We start from the raw sequence: 20,066 nt of genomic DNA, 5'->3' as shown, positions 1-20,066 counted from the left end.
TTATTTCAAATCTTTTAAATACCACGCATCCATAGCAGAGTGTTCAGAACCTGGCAGGGGTTCTTGTAAAAGTGCAAATCCAAATTTTTTATATAATATACATGCTGTTTTTAATTCATGCTTTGTTTCTAAATAGCACTTTTCATAATGTTTAGAGGCAAATGATAAAGCTGTTTCCATTAGTTTCTTGGAAAGTCCTAAACCTTGTGCTTTTGGACTTAAGTATAGCTTTTGTAATTCGCAAACTTTATACTGTTCGCTGAACGGTGCTATACCAATTCCACCAACAACTTCCCCATCTAATTCTACTACCCAATAATTCGCATGTTTTAAATTATTATAATATTGGTGAAGGTCGTTAAGTTGAGGATCAAAGTAGGCAGATCCAGGAACCGCTAATCCAAGTGATTTTAATGAATCTTGTATAATTTCTTTTACTTTTGCATTGTCTTCTTTTTTAATTTCTCTAATAATCATATACGATCTCCTTCAATTAGATCTTAATAAAGAATGCCACAGGTTTTGAAAATAGTATTCTAAAATGTTGACTTTGTCCACATTTTAGAGATACATTTATATTAATATTAAATGTGGACTAAGTCAACTAAAGGAGAACGTATGGATAAAGAAATTATTTATGAAATCAGACAATTTAATCGCTTTTATACAAAGGTACTTGGTTTATTTAATAATCAAATTCTAGATACAGACTATTCATTAACCGAAGCACGAATACTATTTGAAATAAGCGAGAGAACTGAGTGTATTGCAAATAATCTCGTGCAAGAACTTAATATTGATAGAAGCTATATGAGCAGAATTTTACGTAAATTTGAGAGGGAAGGATTAATAGAGAAAAAAAACTCACCAATAGACAGTAGAAAAAATCTCCTATTTTTAACGAGAAAAGGGGAAGAACTACTAGATAAAATTAACAATCAGTCAGATGAACAAGTAAATCAATTGTTTAATGGACTAACTAATAGTGAGATCATTGAAATTCGTAATTCAATGATGGTAATAAAAGAAAAATTAGATAATAATAAACTTTAAAGATTATCTTGAAATCGAGTCTTCTGTTAAAGGACGTAATTCCTTAATTAGAGGGCACTGCAAAAAAAAATACTACAAAAAAGTCTCTAGTAATTTAAATTTTTTATTACCAGAGACTTTATTGTCATTATTGCCTATAAAAAGCCCTTAGTGGGTTGGTAACTGACCATCATTTTTGAGACAATAAGAAAACACCCTACTTTACAGTTAGTTGACGGTATTTTACCGGCGATTGGCTGTTTAGTTTCGTTTGAATACGGATATTGTTATAATAATTTATATAGTTTTCGACGATTTGGATCACATGCGCATTCGTTGTGCGATTGATTCCGTCGAGATAGAACGTTTCAGACTTTAGCGAGGAGTGAAACGTTTCAATTGGAGAATTATCAGCGGGCGTGCCTTTACGAGACATGCTCATGGTAATTCTTTTTTCTTTTACTGCCTTTTGATAGTCATAGGACGTATATACAGAACCTTGATCGCTATGCAGGATACAGCCTTCAGGTAATTCTGGTAGCTGATTTAATGTATCTAAAACAAACTCTGTATCTTGAGTAAATCCGATTGTACGCGCTACAATCTCGCCATTAAAGACATCTAGAATACTTGAAAGATACATCATTGATTGACCAAAAGGCAAGTAGGTAATATCTGTTACTAACTTTTCAAATGGTGCTTCCGCTGTAAATTCACGATTTAATAAATTCGGTGCGACGTATGCTGGTTGTCCAGTGCTTTTACGTTTCTTCACTTTTACTCGACACTGCCAATTATATTTTTGCATTACTTACTGTATTTTCACTTATCGGTTCTCCATAAATGCTTGTGATTTTTCGGTATCCGTATCGATATTTATGAAGTTTACACAACTCACCAATTCTCTTATCCCGAATATCTTTCTTTGTTTCAACGTTATTATTCTTTTTCCAACGATAATAAGATGATCTACCTACCCCCAAGTGGTCACAGATTTCACCAATTGTCATGACTTCTTTTAGTTCTTCTACCAATTGCACAACTATTCTTGGCACCACTTCCTTTCCAATTCTGCGTACTTTTTTAAAACTTCAATTTGTTGCTTTAAATAACGATTCTCAGCCTTTAATTTAGCTGTTTCATTTTCATATTCTGGTCCTTTACCAAAGGTATATTGCTTTCCAACTGGCTGTTCAAGGCGATGAAGTTCTCCATTTCGATACCACTTCATCCACGTTTTTAGTTGTGTATAATTTCGAATATTCAATTCTTCTAAAACTTGATTAACAGGTATTCCTGCTAACCTCATTTCGATTGCTTTCATTTTAATTTCTACTGGATAACTAACTCTTGTTCCCATAGAAAAAACACCTCCACGTTGGATTTATAGGTTTAATACCCGTTTCTCAACGAAAGGTGTTTTTATTTGTCTCATTTTTTTAGGTCAGTGCGGTTTCTTGTAGTTTTATCATTCTTTTTACATTTACAACAAATGCAGTGAGATACGCTTGCATTTTTATGCCCTGTATTAAATGATTTCATCAATGATGCCGTACTCTTTTGCGGCAACGGCACTCATAAAATAATCACGGTCCGTATCTTGTGCAACCTTTTCAATCGGTTGACCCGTTCGTTCTGCAATAATTTGATTAATGTGCTCACGCAGGCTAATGATCCGTTTGGCGGATATCTCAATATCTGTTGCCTGCCCTCTTGCACCACCTAACGGCTGATGAATCATGATCTCACTGTTCGGCAGGGCATATCGTTTTCCTTTTGTACCAGCAAGTAGTAGGTTCGCCCCAAAAGAAGCTGCCATCCCCATACAAATCGTCCTGATATCTGGTTTGATGTATTGCATCGTATCAAATATAGCAAAGCCAGCAGTTACTGACCCGCCAGGACTATTGATGTACATCGATATGTCCTTGTCAGGGTCCTCTGCTGCTAGGAACAACAGCTGTGCCACGACACTATTAGCAAGCCCGTCAGTAATTTCATCCCCGACCATGATAATTCGGTCCTTTAACAACCGTGAGTAAATATCATACGACCTTTCCCCACGACTGGATTGCTCGATAACATACGGTGTTACATTCATTTCGCTTCCTCCTTCTTTTAGGCGGTAACCCAATTACGCCGCCTTTAGGACAGGGCGTGAAGGACATGAGTGAATGAGTGTGCGGTGCAGAGATCTTGCCGGACGTTGATCTTTCACTAGCGAGCGCAGCAACGGTATCGTCTGGATCAGAATAGTTGGATCCTGTCTCTTAAATGAGGTGTGAAGTAGATGTTCCACTTGTTCACGTTCTTCTTGTTCCCAATAAAGGTCAATGAGCGGACTTCCTTCTTGATCCACCTGTTTCATTAAGCGTTGTTTGGCTCGATGAATAGTTGATTTTACAGCTGTCTCAGATGTCGAAAAGATGTCTGCAATTTCAGCGAGCTGATAGCGAAACCCTTCTTTTAAAACAAGCATAACAACTTGCTTCGGTGTTAATTGGCTCATCAATCGTTGAATGATCTCAAAGCGAGTCGCAATCTTGCTAGTCGTATCATCCGAATCCAATTCATCAGGATCAGCTTCTAAGCACTCTTTATTGTGCTTTCGAATCGTATCAATCCATTCATTATGCGCTATCTTATTCACTAAAGCTGCTGGAATAGAAGTCTGGTCCTCGTAATGTAGCCAAAGCTTCATCAACGCATTCTGTACCAGTTCCTCTCCATCCCATTGATTTTTGGCTAATACATGACAGTATCGTCGCAGCTTCGGATAAAGCTCAATAAATCATCTGCACCGTGCACACGGTTTCTCTGCATCACAATCACTCCTTCAGCACGTCTCTAGTTTATAAACGGATTACGAAAACGAAAAGATATGGGGTGGGAGAAATTTTTTATAAGTTTAAATGACAACTTGAACTTTTGTTTCTTTTAATTCTAACATTACTTTCCTTTAACATGTAAAATTTGCCCCCAACAGTCGCTAACATTCCTACAGGTATTATTACTTTATTTAACTCATTCACAATCGGTTCAAACTCAATTTTAATATGATCTTTTCCTTGCATAAGACTCGCAATTTCAACAGGATGGATGGTTAGATACCTCGCCTCCTCTTCTATGGTTCCGAAGAATGGAGCTCCCATTTAATACATATTTCATTAAACCAGCTAATAGAAGCTGATCGTTATTCAACAAAATCTGGCCGACCTTATATTACGATCGGGCGTATTTCCAGAGTATGGATCAGTGCTTTTTTTGTATGAAAGTTCCGTTTTATGGAATAACCTCAGTAAAGATTATCTGGATATTTATGTTAAAATTTAAGTAGAATTATGAAGAAATATATTTAAACTACGGCGCAGTTTACTTGAAGAGCAGGAGTATATATTTCTTTCTACAGTATTTAATTATAAGGCAGAAGGAGTGGGAATTATGAAGAAAATACTTTTATTTGTGTTTTTGGTAACTTTGATTTTGACCGCTTGTAATTCATCAACATCGAGTTTTAGCGAAGTTGAAAATGTACCTAATAGTGTGCAAGATAATGTTGATTTCAATTTAAGACTTCAATCAATTACTGATGGAGGAAAAGGGTCCTATATTGTTTTTCATTCAAGTGGAGATGTGGAAGCAGATTTAGAAACACAAGGGGATACAGTAACAATAAAGCTTAATGTAACTAATCTACAAAATAGAGCGGTAAAGCAAAATACATTTTATTTAATGACAGACCCTAAACACGATGTAATAGATGTTCAAGTAAATGGTGAATCAATACCTTTTGATAATGTTACAGTTCAATAATCAACGGGCTAACTGTATTAAGCTAAGGGGTATCTTAGTTGAACAACGATCTTCAACTATCGTGCGCTTTCTTAAATAAGTAGAGCGTCCTTCTTCATGAATAGGACCAGATTGTGGAGGATTGTTTTTTTATTGACTAAACGTTCATTCAATAATAAAATAAAGTCAATACTTCAAAAATGCATGGAGGGATTCCAATGGATTTGTATTACGAGGTTAATGGTACTGGGCACCCTATCGTTCTTCTTCACAGTGGTGGCGCTGATTTACGTGACTGGACATATGTTGCACCACTTTTAGCAAAACATTACATGGTTATTAGTTTTGACGGACGCGGAGCCGGGAAATCACCGGATCCAGTAGGAGATATTAATTTTGTGGAAGATTTAAAGGGGCTACTTGACCACCTGAACATTCATAAAACCACATTGATCGGACATTCTATGGGGGGACAGATTGCAATAGACTTTTCATTAGAATATCCTGAATATGTATCGGAATTGGTTTTAATCGCACCGGCATTGTCAGGGTTCAACTATTCATCAGAGTTTGAAGAATACATGAATAAGGTAAGTGCGCTAGCACCAGACATAGATAAAATGATTGAGGTTTCACAGAGTGCACCGTCGTATCGTGTTGTCCAGGCTAGTCCCCACAAGGAGCTGACTGAACAAATGCTTCGACACCATATCAAACGAACATTTAATTGGCCAGCTTTTGAAGTGATTTGGCCAAATCCTCCAGCAACCGAAAGACTGGATGAGTTGACTGTTAAAACTTTATTTATGATTGGTACAGAGGAATTACCTGATAACCTTCGTGTCGCTGAATACTTTCGAAAGCAATTAGACGCTCGAATCGTTGAAATTTCCGGTGCAGATCATATGGTTACTTTAACTCATCCCGAGGATTTGTATCGTCATATTATGGAATTTGTGGAGGGATGATAATTGCTATGCCAAGAACACCACAAGAGAATGAGCGTATTCGTCAGTTAGCCAAAGAGAGTATTCTTAAAGCTGCGATGGAATTGTTCATCAAGCAGGGGTATCACGCGACTTCCATTAGCGACATTGCCGAACAGGCTGGCATATCTAAAGGCTTGCTTTACAATTATTTTAAAGGGAAGGAAGAACTCCTGGCCACAATGGTTGACGCTAGGGTTGGGGAAATGGTTGAAGTCATGAATCAAGCAAAGACTATTGAGACCCCAGTGGAGCAGCTCAAGCATATTATAGAGGGAGCTATCGATAATGTCTACAAGAAGCCGGAAGTATTCCGTTTCTATCTCCACCTGCAAACGCAACCTGAAGCAGATCATGAGCTAATCAAATACAGTCGTTTTCTTATTGAAGAAAACGCCAGACAATTTGAGTTTCAATGTGAAATATTTGAAAAACTAGGAGCAAAGGAAGCGCGGAAGCGGTCGTTATACTTTTCATCCACGCTTCAAGGGATCATGTTGATGATATGTACTTATCCACAGCAGTTTCCTATACAAGAAATAAAAAAGCAAATCTTTGATGAGTTTTGTAACTCGCTTTCCTTTTAAAAAGCTTAATATTAATATTCAATTATAGGGCGCATCTCTTTAATTAAGAAGTGCGTCTATTTTCATTAAAGGGCAGTTTGTGGAGCAACGTCTTTAAGGAGAATTATATTTCTATACCTAAATTTACAGGCTATTATTGTAGTATGTAATTAAAATAGTACAAAAGAATTTCCACAATACTCCTTCTCTTTGACAGCAATTTTCTTACATATCCCTTTCTAAGTCAGCTATTTTAACAATAATTGATTAACACCTAACTTTAATTAACTTATAAAAGATTCAATCCCCTACCTGCATGTTAACTCACATACAAGTACCAATGGCGAATATTTAGTTATGTTAGTATTTGCCATCATCGGAATAGTAATTGCATGCTTTATGCCGAGAATAAGAAAAGCGAATAATACAACGACAGTTTTTCTTAAAGTCAGCCCCGTCCTTACTTAGAACGGGGTTATGCATGTTTAAGGCTTACAATTAGATAACTTATTTATGTTACAATTGAACTTTTAAAGTACTTTTTAAAAAGATGTACTTAAACTAGAATGGAGGGGCTTATGCTATTTGAATTCCTAATGTCTTACTGGTTAACTTTCACTACGGGTTTAATGACCAATTCACTAACATCGACATGGTCTGGCTGTTCAAGTGCATAAACTATAGCATTGGAAATGGCTGTAGCTGGAAGAGCGATACGTCGGTATTCCTTCATGATTTCCTTTGCCTCATTATCAGTAATGCTATCAGCTAGTTCTGATTCCGTTACCCCAGGAGATACAAGGGTCACTCGGATGCCCTGACCAGTAATCTCTTGCCGCAATCCATCCGTTATTGCACGTACGGCATATTTTGTCGCACAGTAGACAGCTGCTGTTGGGCTCACTTCGTAGGCGCCGATGGATGCGATGTTTATAAAATGACCAAAACCTTGTTTCTTCATGACCGGCAGACCTGCGGCAATGCCATGGAGAACACCGCGAATATTAACATCAATCATTCGATTCCATTCCTCAATCTTCAATGCTTCCAGCGGAGAGAGGGGCATCACTCCTGCATTGTTGATAATTGCATCAACTCGTCCAAAACGACTTTGGGCCATTCCCATGATTTCCTGCATTTGTTCTAGTTGTGTAACATCGAGCTGTTGAATGACTACAGATCCACCATCTGCACGAATGTTGGCCGCTAATGCCTCTAGTTTTTCCACACGCCTTGCACCGATGACAACATGAGCGCCAAGGCTTGCGAGTAGTCGGGCTGTTGTTTCACCAATTCCACTGCTTGCTCCAGTAATCACAACCACTTTTCCATTAAGTGCTGACATCTTACTTGCTCCCTTCACTATGTTTTTCTAGATATAGCACCATACCCGCATGGTAAAGCACTCCGTTGATAAAATCACCATCGGCAGTAAAGCCTGTATCATCGACATACTCAATATGATTGCCTTTAATGGTATAGCTCCCTCGATAAGCGCTTTTGCGCTCGCCACGAGCTTCGTCATATCGTCCATTTGGAAGCAGCTCGTGCCGAATGTAGCCGTCTGCGGTCACCCAGGTACCCAAATAAGAATGATAGTTTTCATGCTCTTTTTTCATTTCAAAATCTCCTTTCACTTAAACGATGGATGGCACTCAAATCTTGGTAGGGTTGAAATGTAAATACAGCGAACCAAAGGACATACATTACTTACCCTCCATTTGATGTGATGTGTCTGACCATAAACTTATTATGAAACTTTACATCAATGAGGAGGTAGCCGAAATTTATACTATTATTGCCTAATACTCCAAAAAAATATAGTATAGTGAGTGATAGATTCATAAAGATATCTGGAAAGATGGAGGAATTGTCCATGGAGCAAATTAAAGAATTGGCAGAGTTGATTGAGAGACATGTACCGATGGATGGAACGTTTGAGACAGCTATACCAGGCTTGCGACTTGTTCGTAGCTCGCAGATTTCTGAACCTGTTTACTCAGTTTATGAACCGTCCCTTTGTGTTGTGGCCCAGGGATCAAAATTAGTCATGCTTGGGGAAGAAAACTATCAATACGATACGGCAAGTTATTTGACTGCTTCTGTTCATTTGCCAATCACAGGACAGATCATAAAGGCTTCAACCGAAAATCCATATTTATGTGTAAATTTGTCACTTGATATGACCCAAATTTTTGAGGTGGTACAATCATCGAGTCAAGTAATTTCCAGTGAATCTCCAGGACGGGGTCTGGTAATTAACATTGTCAATGATTCACTCATTGAAGTGGTATTACGGCTAATTAGGCTTTTGGACACTCCGCAGGATATACCAATCCTTGCTGCCAGTATCAAACGTGAAATTATTTACCGTGTTCTGCAAAATGATCAGAATGATTCCTTGAAACATTTTGCCCTTGTAGGCAGTCAGGCCCAAAGGATTGCAAAGGTGATTGGAATATTGAACCGTGAATTTTCACAGTCATTGAGGGTGGACGAATTGGCGAGAGAAGCTAGTATGAGCCTTTCATCTTTCTATAGTCATTTCAAGGAAGTCACGGGTATGAGCCCAATCCAGTATCAGAAGCAGCTTCGACTACAGGAAGCGCGTCGATTGCTTTTAACGGAAAATCTGGAAGCGGCTGAGGCAGCATTCCAGGTAGGTTATGAAAGTCCATCATATTTCAACCGAGAATATAGTCGTATGTTTGGCTTGCCTCCAATGAAAGACATAAAACGTTTACGGGAGATGTTTTAAATAAAAGGAAATATAAATTATAAAAAATATTGATTAAAGGTAATTATTATACGAAAGAGCCAGATTGAACTAGAGATTCGTTGTATACGTGCCCACTGCCACTGCTCACTCACACTTTAATAATTTCTTCATAGTTTTCCTCACTCTTTCTTAAGATTTAATTTTTATAATTAAACCCTGTTATACGGAAAGATTTTTGTAAATTAACAAGGATGCAAGTAGACTGAATGCATCTACGTAAAACGAATTACACGCAGTTTTTTATTGCGAACGATTGTTATTGTGGGCAGGCACACTATTCGATAGAATACCGTATGAAAATGATAAGAAAGAGGCTAATTATAATGGAGCCAGTAATAAATAAGTACCGCATTAATGTTATTGATTTGATTAGAGGGTTTGCTCTGATGGGGCTTCCTTTTGTAAATGTGCTTGCATTTTGGAGCGCAAACATTAACTTAACTGGAACACAGGAGGATATTTGGGTTCAGCGTTTCTTGTATCTATTTGTTGAAGGGCGTTTTTACGCTATATTTTCTTTTTTGTTTGGATTAGGGCTTTGGATTTTTTTATCAAGGGCTAAAGAAAAGAACGATCGTCCATATTCACTTTTTATTCGGCGTATGTTGATCTTGGGTATAGTAGGATGGATACATCACCTAATAAACCCTGGTGAAGCTTTATTGATTTATGCAGTTTTAGGAGTACCTGTTGTTTTCTTTGATAAGGTTCCGAAACAGATTAACCTAATCTTAGGTATAGCAGGCGTTATTATAGGAAGCTTTATTGGAGCAAAACTGCTTTTAATCTTACCTTTAATGATGCTGGGTCTAGCGTTCGGACAGTATCGTATATTTGAATCTTATATAAAAAGGCGAAAAACGTGGATGATAGTTGCTGTTCTTTCATTTGTTGCAACTAGTATTTCAGTCGCTTTTCTTTGGCAAAAAGCACCTGTCGATGGGTTAGTATACTATATGGAGGGTGTTGAATTAACCGAAGCGCAAGTATTATCAAATCGTGCCTTTTTTGACTTTGCGAACTTGTCCTTGACTTTCGCCCCATTTTTCTCTGTTTTTTATGTTAGCTTTCTTGTTTTGCTCGAACCTTTAGTAAAGAAATTGTTATCACCATTAAACGCATTTGGACGAATGGCGTTTACGAATTATATAAGTCAATCCGTTATTTTGGTTATTATTGCAATGTTTATTCCCGCTGGTACAGTAGTTTCATATATCGACGCAACAATTACGTGTGTACTTGTAGTGATAGCGCAGATTATTACTTCTTCATTTTGGCTTAGATCTTTTAAGTATGGTCCATTAGAGTGGCTTTGGCGATGCGGAACTTATGGGAAATGGATCTCTATACGAAAATAAACAGACCGCTACAAGGTAAGAAACAAAGTTCGATATGTACAATGCATCACACTATTTAATAAAAATTGACCAAGACAAAGCAGGTATCCGCTTTTTATCCACATCCTATTGTGTACCTCAATCATAATTAAAAATTAAGATATCTTTTATGGGCCCTTACTTTTGTAAGGGTTTTTTTTCGTACAAAATTATTTTCGTTCATTTGTTAAGAAAAACTTAAGAAGTTTCTGCAATTAATATTAAGAATTGACCTTTATACTGTTAGCTATCTAGCTGTTTTAACTAATTGAAGGTCCAGCTTAATCCAAAATAAGGAGTGAGTTTGTAAATTGGATATAAAAGGTATTTTCGATAAATTACTACCGATTTTGCCGATAGCATTAATTGTGGCAGTTGTAATAATTGGAATAACCTATTTATCTTATACCCTGTATCGAAAACGGGGTGGGAGTAAAAAAGCAACTCTTAGTCAATTTAGTGCTTTATTTTTACTATTTGGTTGGTTTGTTGTTGTTATGGTATTAACAACATTTAGCAGGGGAGCAAATTTTGAGGGATGGGTTAATTTTCGACTATTTAGCGATTATATAAATGCTTGGAATCAATGGTCTCTTAGTGAATTGCAACTTATAATTTTTAATATGTTAATGTTTGCGCCTCTCGGGTTTCTGTTGCCGCTTCTCGGAAAAAGAACTCATCGAATAGTTCCTATTTTACTTATATCTCTAACTGTTACATTAAGCATTGAATTTTTTCAGATGTTCACACGTAGAGGAATATTTGAATTGAATGATATACTACATAACACAATTGGAAGTATTGCGGGATATCTCTTGATGAGTGCAATTCAAGATGTGGTAGTACATCGAAAAGTAAAGGCTCAGTCGTTATCTAAAGCTTTTTGTATACCACTCGTTTTTACGCTGCTATTCACAGGGGCAATGGTTGTATATCATTCAAAAGAGCTTGGGAACCTTTCCATTCGCCCAGTATATTCTCAAAATATGAATCAGGTTGAAGTAGTACTAAATACAGAATTGGAGACGGACGGTGACACAGTTTCTCTATATTATAACGACCAAATCCATAATATTGAATACGCAAATAATATAGCGGATTTATTGCAAAGTTCATTTAATTTATCGCAAAAGGGCAGTACCCGTATAGATGGCTACAATCGGATATGGTCTTTATTAGATAATAGTGGAAATGAATTAATATTCAATTACAATTCAAAAGATGGCACATGGGGATTTTATACCGAAAGTAATGAAACAGTCTATATGGCTCAGGAGGATTTAAATAGCTATAGGAAATTTTATGAAAAATGGTTGCTATCAAGTGAGTTATTACCTAAAGGGGCAATATTTAGTACACAAGATGATAATACTCTACGGTGGGATATGAAACAGTCTATTAAAAAAATTGCTTTTGAAGATAAAGATTTTTTTGAAGGTTTAATTATGCTTATACCATCTCAAAATAATCATATGCCAATTGATGTATTTTATGATATGAAGGAAAATGAATTCGTAAAAGATGTTAATATAATTAGTCCTTCAAAAGCTTATGAAGAAATTCTAAAAGGGAAATTTTATATATATAATAATCTCAACGATGGAGATAAATTAATTATAAATGACTATGAGCTTGACTATACTTACGACTCCAAAGGTTATTATCAGCCTGTTTACAGGTTTACGGGGTTAGTTAATGACCAACATTGGGAAGCATTAATTCCTGCAGTAATAAATTAATTAATATAATTAAAAGTTATTTGAGGATTAGCTATTTCCTTAAATAACTTTTTTATTTTGCACAAAAGGTCTAGATTTTGAAGGATAGATTGAACTATATTATAAACAATTTAGGATGGTGTGCAGAGGAAATACAGTTATTTAGCTTACAATAAAGTCGGTTAAAAATGTGAGTCATTTATTCAACAAACGGGCCACTTTATGGAGTTAAGATTGCATAAATCCCGCTTTTTATGCATCTGTTAAGATTCTGAAAAAATCCGAAACATTGATAAATCAATAATGTATAAATTTATGCTTAATCCATAATCAACAAGAGCCAAACCCTTGAAATAATAGGTTTGGCTCATTATACATTGTTTATAACATAAAATGAATTTTTATATAGCCCTTAAAATTTCTCCATAAAAGTTTTTTCTACTATGCCCTTATCTGCCATATCATTTCATTGAACCACCTAAACTCAATTACTTTTTGCAATTTCTTTTCTATTAGGAGCAAGAGGTGGTTGCTCTAACCAATTATTTTGCACCATAACATTAAACCATTTTTTAGTAATCATAAGATTTTGTAAAATGGTACTTTCGTAAGTGGCAACAAGGTCTGTTCGCATGGCTGATGCTAGACCTGCCCCGTGATAAGCTTGTGCAGCTTGGAATAAGAAGCCAGTATGATACATAATTAACTTATCGGAAAAAGGAGAGTCTGTTGAAGTCGTAACTTCAGTCTCCCACGACTTAGGAACTGGTAAATTATCCGTTTGCATAATTTTGGAAAAGGCTTTTATTTGTTGATCAGCGGTTTTTTCGGCATCCTCTAAAAACTTTCTTACTTCTTTTGTTTGTGTTATTTGACTGAATGCGATTGAAAGAGTTTTTGCCATAATACTTTTTTTAAGGTTGAAAGAAATGTTTATGATTTCTGGAGCTGATAACATCCTCTCCTTTCCGAAAAATCCAGCTATGAAATCTTGGCTGGAAACATATTCAGGGCTATTAACTGGATAGAATAAAGGGTCTCTCTGGAAACTTCCTTTCTCAAGCAATAAATCAATGGTTTGATGATACATTCTTTTCCCATCATTATCACAGGAATCGAAGAAATACCTTAAGTCCTCTCTAACAGAAACTCCCAACGAAGTTGAGTGTCCAAGCAAACCATGTAAAGTCATGACATGTAAATAATTTAGGCAAAATATATCTGTGAACAATCTTGGTTTACCTTCAAAGAGGTCATATTCAGTAAATCCAATTGGAACTGGAAAACCTTCGTTCTCTATAAAAGTTGCGATTTGTTGTTTTTGCTTTTCAAATGTCTTGATAGCATCCTCAAAAATAGTTTTAATTTGTTCATCCTCAATAATAGAAACCATATATCTATTTATAATATCAACGGCTGTTCCATTTACATATTCTACCCATAGTGACCCTATTTCAGAAGATGTTAGTTTTAATTTATTCTCATCCATTTTATCACCTCTTGGATATTATTCTTCGATTTAGCGATAATTATGAATTTAAAATCAAGATAACTTATTGATTGTAAGTAAGAAGCAAAGTAAATTGTTTTAAAAGTAAAGTAAAGTAAAGTAAAGTAAACTTGACATTTTGTTAATCAGACTTTACTCTTATAGTAGAATTTAGCTTACTTGAAAGGAGACTCAATCTTTGTGGATGTAAATAAAACCTTGTTGTCAAGCCGAATTCATATATTCTAAGTTGTTTATTTGTTGGAAAACTGTTTATCTATTACTTTTTGTATTTTGTACTAAGAAAAATAACGAATTCACTTCGAGGTGCAAAAATCAGAATAAAGGAAAAAGAGGTTTTAATCATGAAGTCGTACTCATTAAATTATTACATTATTATATGTTCTGTACTTTTTATTATTTCTATTAGCACCTTAATAAAAGTATTTGTCGATAACCACCCGCTAAAATTTATTTTTGTTTTATTATTTATTGTTGGTTTGTTTGTTGGATACTTCCGATACCTTATGCGCAAAAAGAGAGATGCAGTAAAACAAAGAAGCAAATATCAACGATTTGGAATACTTTTATTATTTATTCTAATCTATATGGGGATAAAAACAGGAGTAAGAGAGTTTGTAAGCAGTGAAGTATCAAGTCAAGATTACGGTATTGTTTTAGCTTTCTTTATTTTAGGGCTTTTCATATCTTATTATGCACTTTACTCATTTTATCTTTGGAATTTAAGAAAAATGGAGAAAATCGAGTAAAATAAAAAACAACAAAATTTTACCCCTTAATAAAAGCCTTTTTGAGTTCAATTATGTGTGTTAAATAAAACTCTTTTCAATTTAGGAAATTTTAGGATTTAAATTATTAATTTTGTTACCAACATTAATGTAGCCTTGGTACAGCGGGTTCGTTGCTGTATCAAGGTGTTTTTTATTTTTCTAAATGTTGCTTAATTATATAGTTGAATTTAAAGCCGAAATAATACTTCATAATCGTCCCTAATTATTGAGGAACGCTTCCACCTATTCGTGGATAGTTAATAATAAAGAATATGAAGGTTTACATCTAAATTAACGGGCAGAATATTTAAAGAAGTTTTAGTAAAGAATAATGCAAAAGAGGAGTTTATTTCTTATTATGTTCGGACTTATTATTTCGGTTATTCTGTTTAATACAGCTGCTATTATTACCGTCAAACGATTTACAAAAAATCAAATAGTACATATATGGACATTTACAATGATATTTCAATTTTTTGTTGATCTTTATTTGGGCCATAAATATCAAGCATATTGGTATTTTAGCAAGGAAATTGAATGGTCAGCACTGCCGGCACTTACTCTATTAGGTCCACCTGCCATTTTGTTGTTTTTAAATAGATTTCCGTTTCAAACCTCTTTATTAAAGCGTTTTCTATATATAAGTTTATGGTCCATCGTGTTAATAATTTATGAAGCCCTTGCTTCACTTCCAGAACCTTGGGGCTTTTTTAATTACGGATGGTGGAAATTAGCTTATTCAGCCCCTATTTACCCGTTTCTGCTTATCATAGCATTATCTTATTATAAGTGGATTTGCAGCTTGGAGAAAACAAGCTAAGAAGAGGCATTTTAACAGTAATTGAAGCAATCTTAATAAACAATGCTTCTGGAAAGACTTTAAATAATTTCTAAGGGGTAGCAGTAATGAACAATTATACTAATGATAATACAACCAGACGTTATAAAGCTCATGTAAGTACGGTTGGAACTACCCAACTACATTTACGAAGCCCTTATATTATTGCTTGGTGGTCAGCTGCGTTCCCTGGTTTTGGTCATCTCCTCTTATCCAAATATCTTAGAGGGTACTCTCTCGTTATATGGGAGGTTCTCGTGAATAATATGTCCCATTTAAATCAAGCAATTATATATTCTTTTACCGGGGAATTTGATATGGCGAAAGAGATTCTTGAACCGAGATGGCTGCTTTTATATCTTCCGGTTTATATATTTGGCATTTGGGATAGTTACCGGACTACTGTGGATATGAACAAAGTTTTTATATTGGCCGAAAGAGAAAATGCCAATTTTAATTCTTACGTTATTGGGGCCTTGGAAATAAACTATTTAGATAAAAGAAGGCCGGTAATGGCAATAATTTGGTCCTTTTTTACGCCAGGATTGGGTCAATTATATATCCATCGAGTGGTCACAGCTATTTTTATAATGATTCTTATGATTGTTTTTGTATACTTTTCCAATGTGCTTATTGCAGTTCATTACCTTTTCTTGGGGGAAATTAGCCAAGCGACAGCAGCTATTAACCCACAGTGGTTTTTGTATATGCCTTCACAAATAGGCTTTGCCGTATACGATGCTTACGTGAATACAGTGGAAAACAATAATTTGTTTGAAAGTGAGCAACGTAAATTTCTACAGAAGAACTATCAACAATATCGTGTGAAAATACCAGCATCTGATGAGGTGAATTAAATTGCAAATTTTTTCTACCTTTGAGCATTCATCATATCTTGAGTTAGCGATTACGGCAATAGAGAAAGCAGGGATACAAAAAGATAATATTCTTGCAGTGCCGCTTATGAATCGGGTTCAAGAAAGAAAGTTATTTGATACACTTCATCGAGCTGACGGCATTAGTTTGTTTGATAAGGGGGCAGCAATTGGAACAGCATTTTCTGTTATTGGAGCATGTGTTGGTTTTGTACTAGAATGGGGTCCAATTATTTGGGGGTTAATAGGTGGCGCGATAGGATTTATAGTTGGATTTATGATTGATTATATTTTCTATAAAGTCATTCATAAAAGGAAAAGGGTATTAAAGGGAAAACGTTCTGAAGTAGTGTTAGTGATCAATTGCCCTAATGAACTAGTAGAGAAAGTGGAGCAGCTGCTTTGGGATAATCTTGCATTAGGGGTAGCCAAATTAGAAGGAGCTGAATAACCAAAATATAGCTTATGTATCGATGCCTTGATTTGAGGATGTATCTCCTGTAGAAGCCTATGATCAGCATATAAACTGTATTATTATTGGAACTTATTAACATGTTAAATCGGGTTAATTAAGGGGATAGTCGAAATTAGATTTTATCAGCAGCTAAAAACCAAACCTACCTTATTTGGTCAATCCTTTCCAAATAAGTGGGTTTCTTATTTTTTCACTAAATATACAATCTCATTCCATTTTAATCAAATATTATCCAAGTTAAAAACTAAAGTGGATGGATCATTCCAAAACTAAAATCAATTTTCAGGAAGCACTAGGTTTATCAAGACAATGATTAATATACAAGTGGCAAATATAGTGACATAGAAATTGTGCTTTTAGGTCTTTTCTGAACAATAGCTAATACATAAAATGGATAATTGTGTTAAAGTTTAATTGAGCTAACTTTTAAATTAAATCCCTGAAACTGAAAAAGACATGCCCTAGTTCACTAACGAATTTTTTTAGACGATGATTCATCATTACATTAAAGCTGTAAATAGCTAAAACACTGAAAAATAGTATAATACCAGAAAATTGGGAATAGATGAAGTATTATAGTCTATAAAACGAATTTGTAATAACGCAAATCGGTTAAAAATAGGGTGTTAGTATAATCTTGAAAGGAGGTTGTTTGATGAATAAAACTACGTCTCTATTAATAATTTTTGCTATTTTAGTATCTGGTTATTCTATTGTTCAATATTTTATTATGGACGCACATCAAGCTGGATTTGTTCAATTGAAACTTTTATTTTCTTCTACATTAAGTTCCCTTTGGTACATTATGCTTTCTATACATATTATTTTTGGTATAGCAGCTTTAATCATTGGCCCCTTCACACTATTTGCCAAGTTTAGAGAAAGAAATATAAATCGTCATAAAATACTTGGCAGGATTTATATTATAGGCGTTTTCTTTGCGGGTATATCGGGAATCTATTTAGCAATTTATGCAACAGGTGGATTTATAGCACAATTAGGTTTTGGTTTTTTATCTGTATTTTGGTTGCTAACAGCATTCCAAGCACTTGTTAATGTAAAAAATAAAAATATTCAAGAACATCAAAAGTGGATGATTAGAAATTATTCATTAACTTTTGCAGCAGTGACTTTAAGAATGTGGTTACCATTGTTTACATTAATGTTTGGTTTTGAGAACTTTAATTACAGTTATGCTATTATTGCGTGGTTATGTTGGGTGCCAAATTTAATTGTTGCACAAATGATTATACAAAGAAACGTTTTAGTGAGTAGGTAACCCCCGATCTCTAGTTTGTTTGAATTCTTACTTGAATTTCAGTTAGGAATTCTTCACTACGTATAGTATCTCGATTATCAACTTCATATATCTCGAAAGGGTTACTTAATAATTGATAACCTTTTTCTTTTGCATAGTTAATTATATCAAGTATTCGATCATAGCTTTGACCGTAATCGCCTCGGTAGTAGAGAGAAAGGTAATCTCCTTCTAGGAGGACAAAATCACACTCAATGTTCTCATAATCCAAGATGAAAAAAACAGAATTAAATACATTCTTAATCCCTTTATTAACATCTCCAACTGATACGGATGCTCCAAATAATTATTAAACATTGCTATGAATTAATACATATCTACTACCGATATATGCAAAGTAAACAGGCTTCAATGAGGATGGAAAAGTAATGTTTTAGACTAAATTAAATAATAAGGAGGACACGATATGAACAAAAAAGTGATAGGGGTGTTATTTCTTTTAATGGCACTTTGTATTGGTGTGCTTCTATATGGAAATGTAGGACAAGCTGTTCAGCCAAATGAAATATATGTGTCTCAAGTCGGAAATGACAAAAACGAAGGTAGTAAGAGTAAACCTTTAAAAACCATACAACATGCTGTCAATCTAGCGAAACCAGGCACAACGGTTTTTATTAGAGGTGGAAATTATAATGAACAGATTGTTTTAAAGAATTCGGGAAAAAAGGACGCTCCTATCGTCATCAAGGCCTATCCGAATGAAAAAGTAACTATTGATGGAAAAGGTGTTAATGTTTCATGGGATTATCAAGGATTGATATCCATTCATGACAAAAGCTATGTCACGATTGATGGATTAGAAATCAAAAATTACACAACGAGACAACAAGATCTTCTACCAATCGGCATTTCTGTCAGCGGAAGTGGAAAAGGGATTCATATTTTGCACAACCATATTCATCATATCGAAACTCAACATCATGAAGGGAATGCTCATGGAATAGCTGTATACGGAACAAAAGCACCCGAGGCAATTGAGGATATTGTCATTTCAGGAAACACACTTGAAGATATGAAGCTAGGTGTAAGTGAAGCACTAGTTTTAAATGGGAATGTTTCGAATTTTAAGGTTACAAACAACATAGTAAGGCGAAACAATAACATAGGTATCGATGCCATTGGATTTGAGGGCGTATCACCTAATGAAGCCTATGATCAGGCGAGAAACGGTATCATTAGCGGCAACACAGTCTATCAAATTTCCTCTTTCGGAAATCCAGCCTATGGGAACGAATATTCAGCAGGCGGTATTTATGTAGATGGTGGAAAAAGGATTATCATTGAAAACAATAAAGTATTTCAAAGTGATATAGGAATCGAAGCGGCAAGCGAACATTCGGGCAAATCTACTAGTGAGATTACGATACAGAATAATTGGATTTATGAAAATAGAAGTGCCGGAATTGCAATAGGAGGGTATGATGCGGAACGAGGCAATACTATTAACAGTATCATTACCGATAATATCCTATATAAAAATGATACAAAGTTTCAAGATGCCGGACAGTTGCTAATCCAATATAATACAAAAGATAATAGAATCGAAAATAATATCATGGTTGCAGGCGATTCGAACCTCCTTATTAGCAACCCCTTTAAAAAAAATGATGGTAACAAAATAAATCACAATGTCTATTATCTAGATAAGGGAGAGAAGGAGACGCGTTGGATATGGGAAACGGAAGAAATAACAGGATTCACGAATTATAAACTGAGAAGTCTTCAAGATAGAAACAGTGTTTTTAAAAAGCCAACATTTGCAGATGAAAGTAAATACGACTTCCGATAAGACGTGAAAAGCTTCGACACTAGTAGTAGTTAAAAAGCTTAGACTTAATAATCAAATATAGTTTATGGGGAAAATGTGCGTTTCTACAGGATGTAGAGACGCATATAATCGTCTCCTATCGAAAAAACAAAGGTTAGCGATATATTCAATTTTCTTGCTTTCTAAACCATATTAGATTATAACTTTGGCTATGAATATAATTTTGATGCTAACAATTATCGGGTCGTGAATTCAGGGAGGAA

General features: G+C 35.1%; 19 protein-coding genes and 1 pseudogene. 13 read left to right on the top strand and 7 right to left on the bottom strand.

Annotated features, from left to right (window positions below; all coding sequences use genetic code 11):
- On the bottom strand, positions 1-477 hold the full coding sequence (locus MKY04_RS20945; RefSeq protein WP_126295727.1) for a GNAT family N-acetyltransferase: 477 nt from the start codon (positions 475-477) through the stop codon (positions 1-3).
- A gap of 141 nt (positions 478-618) precedes the next feature.
- On the opposite strand from MKY04_RS20945, the gene MKY04_RS20940 reads away from it, so the two are divergent.
- Positions 619-1,053: a MarR family winged helix-turn-helix transcriptional regulator gene (locus tag MKY04_RS20940; protein ID WP_126295728.1), complete on the top strand. Its 435-nt coding sequence runs from the start codon at positions 619-621 to the stop codon at positions 1,051-1,053.
- Between the two features lie 196 nt (positions 1,054-1,249).
- On the opposite strand, the pseudogene MKY04_RS20935 reads toward MKY04_RS20940, so the two are convergent.
- From MKY04_RS20935 to MKY04_RS20925, 3 genes and pseudogenes are all read right to left on the bottom strand, one after another.
- Positions 1,250-2,392 (bottom strand): annotated as a pseudogene (locus MKY04_RS20935) (IS3 family transposase).
- A 168-nt stretch (positions 2,393-2,560) separates the two neighbouring features.
- On the bottom strand, positions 2,561-3,133 hold the full coding sequence (gene clpP / locus MKY04_RS20930; RefSeq protein WP_126296220.1) for an ATP-dependent Clp endopeptidase proteolytic subunit ClpP: 573 nt from the start codon (positions 3,131-3,133) through the stop codon (positions 2,561-2,563).
- A 33-nt stretch (positions 3,134-3,166) separates the two neighbouring features.
- Entirely contained in the window at positions 3,167-3,802 is a 636-nt protein-coding gene (locus tag MKY04_RS20925; RefSeq protein WP_246020506.1) for a sigma-70 family RNA polymerase sigma factor, read from the bottom strand.
- A gap of 671 nt (positions 3,803-4,473) precedes the next feature.
- Here MKY04_RS20925 and MKY04_RS20920 point away from each other — a divergent pair.
- The 3 genes from MKY04_RS20920 to MKY04_RS20910 all read left to right on the top strand — a co-directional run bounded on the left by MKY04_RS20920 (position 4,474) and on the right by MKY04_RS20910 (position 6,397).
- Entirely contained in the window at positions 4,474-4,845 is a 372-nt protein-coding gene (locus tag MKY04_RS20920; protein ID WP_126296217.1) for a peptidylprolyl isomerase, read from the top strand.
- A gap of 197 nt (positions 4,846-5,042) precedes the next feature.
- The gene (locus tag MKY04_RS20915; RefSeq protein ID WP_126296216.1) at positions 5,043-5,792 is read left to right on the top strand and encodes an alpha/beta fold hydrolase; all 750 of its coding nucleotides are present in this window, start codon (positions 5,043-5,045) and stop codon (positions 5,790-5,792) included.
- Positions 5,793-5,800: 8 nt separating this feature from the next.
- Positions 5,801-6,397: a TetR/AcrR family transcriptional regulator gene (locus MKY04_RS20910; protein ID WP_126296215.1), complete on the top strand. Its 597-nt coding sequence runs from the start codon at positions 5,801-5,803 to the stop codon at positions 6,395-6,397.
- 580 nt (positions 6,398-6,977) lie between these two features.
- Here the strand turns inward: MKY04_RS20910 and MKY04_RS20905 are convergent.
- Both MKY04_RS20905 and MKY04_RS20900 read right to left on the bottom strand, forming a co-directional pair.
- Positions 6,978-7,721, bottom strand: a complete 744-nt coding sequence (locus MKY04_RS20905; protein ID WP_126296214.1) for an SDR family oxidoreductase — start codon at positions 7,719-7,721, stop codon at positions 6,978-6,980.
- A gap of 1 nt (position 7,722) precedes the next feature.
- Positions 7,723-7,995 (bottom strand): Atu4866 domain-containing protein, encoded by a 273-nt coding sequence (locus MKY04_RS20900; protein WP_126296213.1) that lies wholly within the window; start codon positions 7,993-7,995, stop codon positions 7,723-7,725.
- 257 nt (positions 7,996-8,252) lie between these two features.
- On the opposite strand from MKY04_RS20900, the gene MKY04_RS20895 reads away from it, so the two are divergent.
- The 3 genes from MKY04_RS20895 to MKY04_RS20885 all read left to right on the top strand — a co-directional run bounded on the left by MKY04_RS20895 (position 8,253) and on the right by MKY04_RS20885 (position 12,270).
- The gene (locus MKY04_RS20895; protein ID WP_185807835.1) at positions 8,253-9,134 is read left to right on the top strand and encodes an AraC family transcriptional regulator; all 882 of its coding nucleotides are present in this window, start codon (positions 8,253-8,255) and stop codon (positions 9,132-9,134) included.
- Positions 9,135-9,478: 344 nt separating this feature from the next.
- The gene (locus tag MKY04_RS20890; protein WP_346235086.1) at positions 9,479-10,513 is read left to right on the top strand and encodes a DUF418 domain-containing protein; all 1,035 of its coding nucleotides are present in this window, start codon (positions 9,479-9,481) and stop codon (positions 10,511-10,513) included.
- 329 nt (positions 10,514-10,842) lie between these two features.
- On the top strand, positions 10,843-12,270 hold the full coding sequence (locus MKY04_RS20885) for a VanZ family protein (RefSeq protein WP_346235085.1): 1,428 nt from the start codon (positions 10,843-10,845) through the stop codon (positions 12,268-12,270).
- A gap of 463 nt (positions 12,271-12,733) precedes the next feature.
- On the opposite strand, the gene MKY04_RS20880 is transcribed toward MKY04_RS20885, so the two are convergent.
- Entirely contained in the window at positions 12,734-13,738 is a 1,005-nt protein-coding gene (locus tag MKY04_RS20880; RefSeq protein WP_346235084.1) for a DUF3231 family protein, read from the bottom strand.
- A gap of 365 nt (positions 13,739-14,103) precedes the next feature.
- On the opposite strand from MKY04_RS20880, the gene MKY04_RS20875 reads away from it, so the two are divergent.
- The 6 genes from MKY04_RS20875 to MKY04_RS20850 all read left to right on the top strand — a co-directional run bounded on the left by MKY04_RS20875 (position 14,104) and on the right by MKY04_RS20850 (position 19,824).
- Positions 14,104-14,508, top strand: coding sequence for a hypothetical protein (locus MKY04_RS20875; protein WP_346235083.1), 405 nt, complete (start codon positions 14,104-14,106; stop codon positions 14,506-14,508).
- A 379-nt stretch (positions 14,509-14,887) separates the two neighbouring features.
- On the top strand, positions 14,888-15,349 hold the full coding sequence (locus MKY04_RS20870) for a hypothetical protein (protein WP_346235082.1): 462 nt from the start codon (positions 14,888-14,890) through the stop codon (positions 15,347-15,349).
- Between the two features lie 86 nt (positions 15,350-15,435).
- Positions 15,436-16,224, top strand: a complete 789-nt coding sequence (locus MKY04_RS20865) for a hypothetical protein (protein ID WP_346235081.1) — start codon at positions 15,436-15,438, stop codon at positions 16,222-16,224.
- A 1-nt stretch (position 16,225) separates the two neighbouring features.
- Positions 16,226-16,693 carry a hypothetical protein gene (locus MKY04_RS20860; protein ID WP_346235080.1) on the top strand — a complete coding sequence of 156 codons (468 nt, stop codon included), beginning with the start codon at positions 16,226-16,228 and terminating at the stop codon, positions 16,691-16,693.
- 679 nt (positions 16,694-17,372) lie between these two features.
- Positions 17,373-17,996 carry a DUF2306 domain-containing protein gene (locus MKY04_RS20855; RefSeq protein ID WP_126296106.1) on the top strand — a complete coding sequence of 208 codons (624 nt, stop codon included), beginning with the start codon at positions 17,373-17,375 and terminating at the stop codon, positions 17,994-17,996.
- Positions 17,997-18,441: 445 nt separating this feature from the next.
- A complete protein-coding gene (locus tag MKY04_RS20850; RefSeq protein WP_346235079.1) occupies positions 18,442-19,824 on the top strand; it encodes a right-handed parallel beta-helix repeat-containing protein in 1,383 nt (460 codons plus the stop codon).
- Positions 19,825-20,066 lie beyond the last annotated feature (242 nt).

The organism is Lysinibacillus telephonicus (assembly GCF_039654155.1).
Taxonomy (GTDB): domain Bacteria; phylum Bacillota; class Bacilli; order Bacillales_A; family Planococcaceae; genus Ureibacillus; species Ureibacillus telephonicus.
This window is presented reverse-complemented; position numbering and strand designations above follow the sequence as displayed.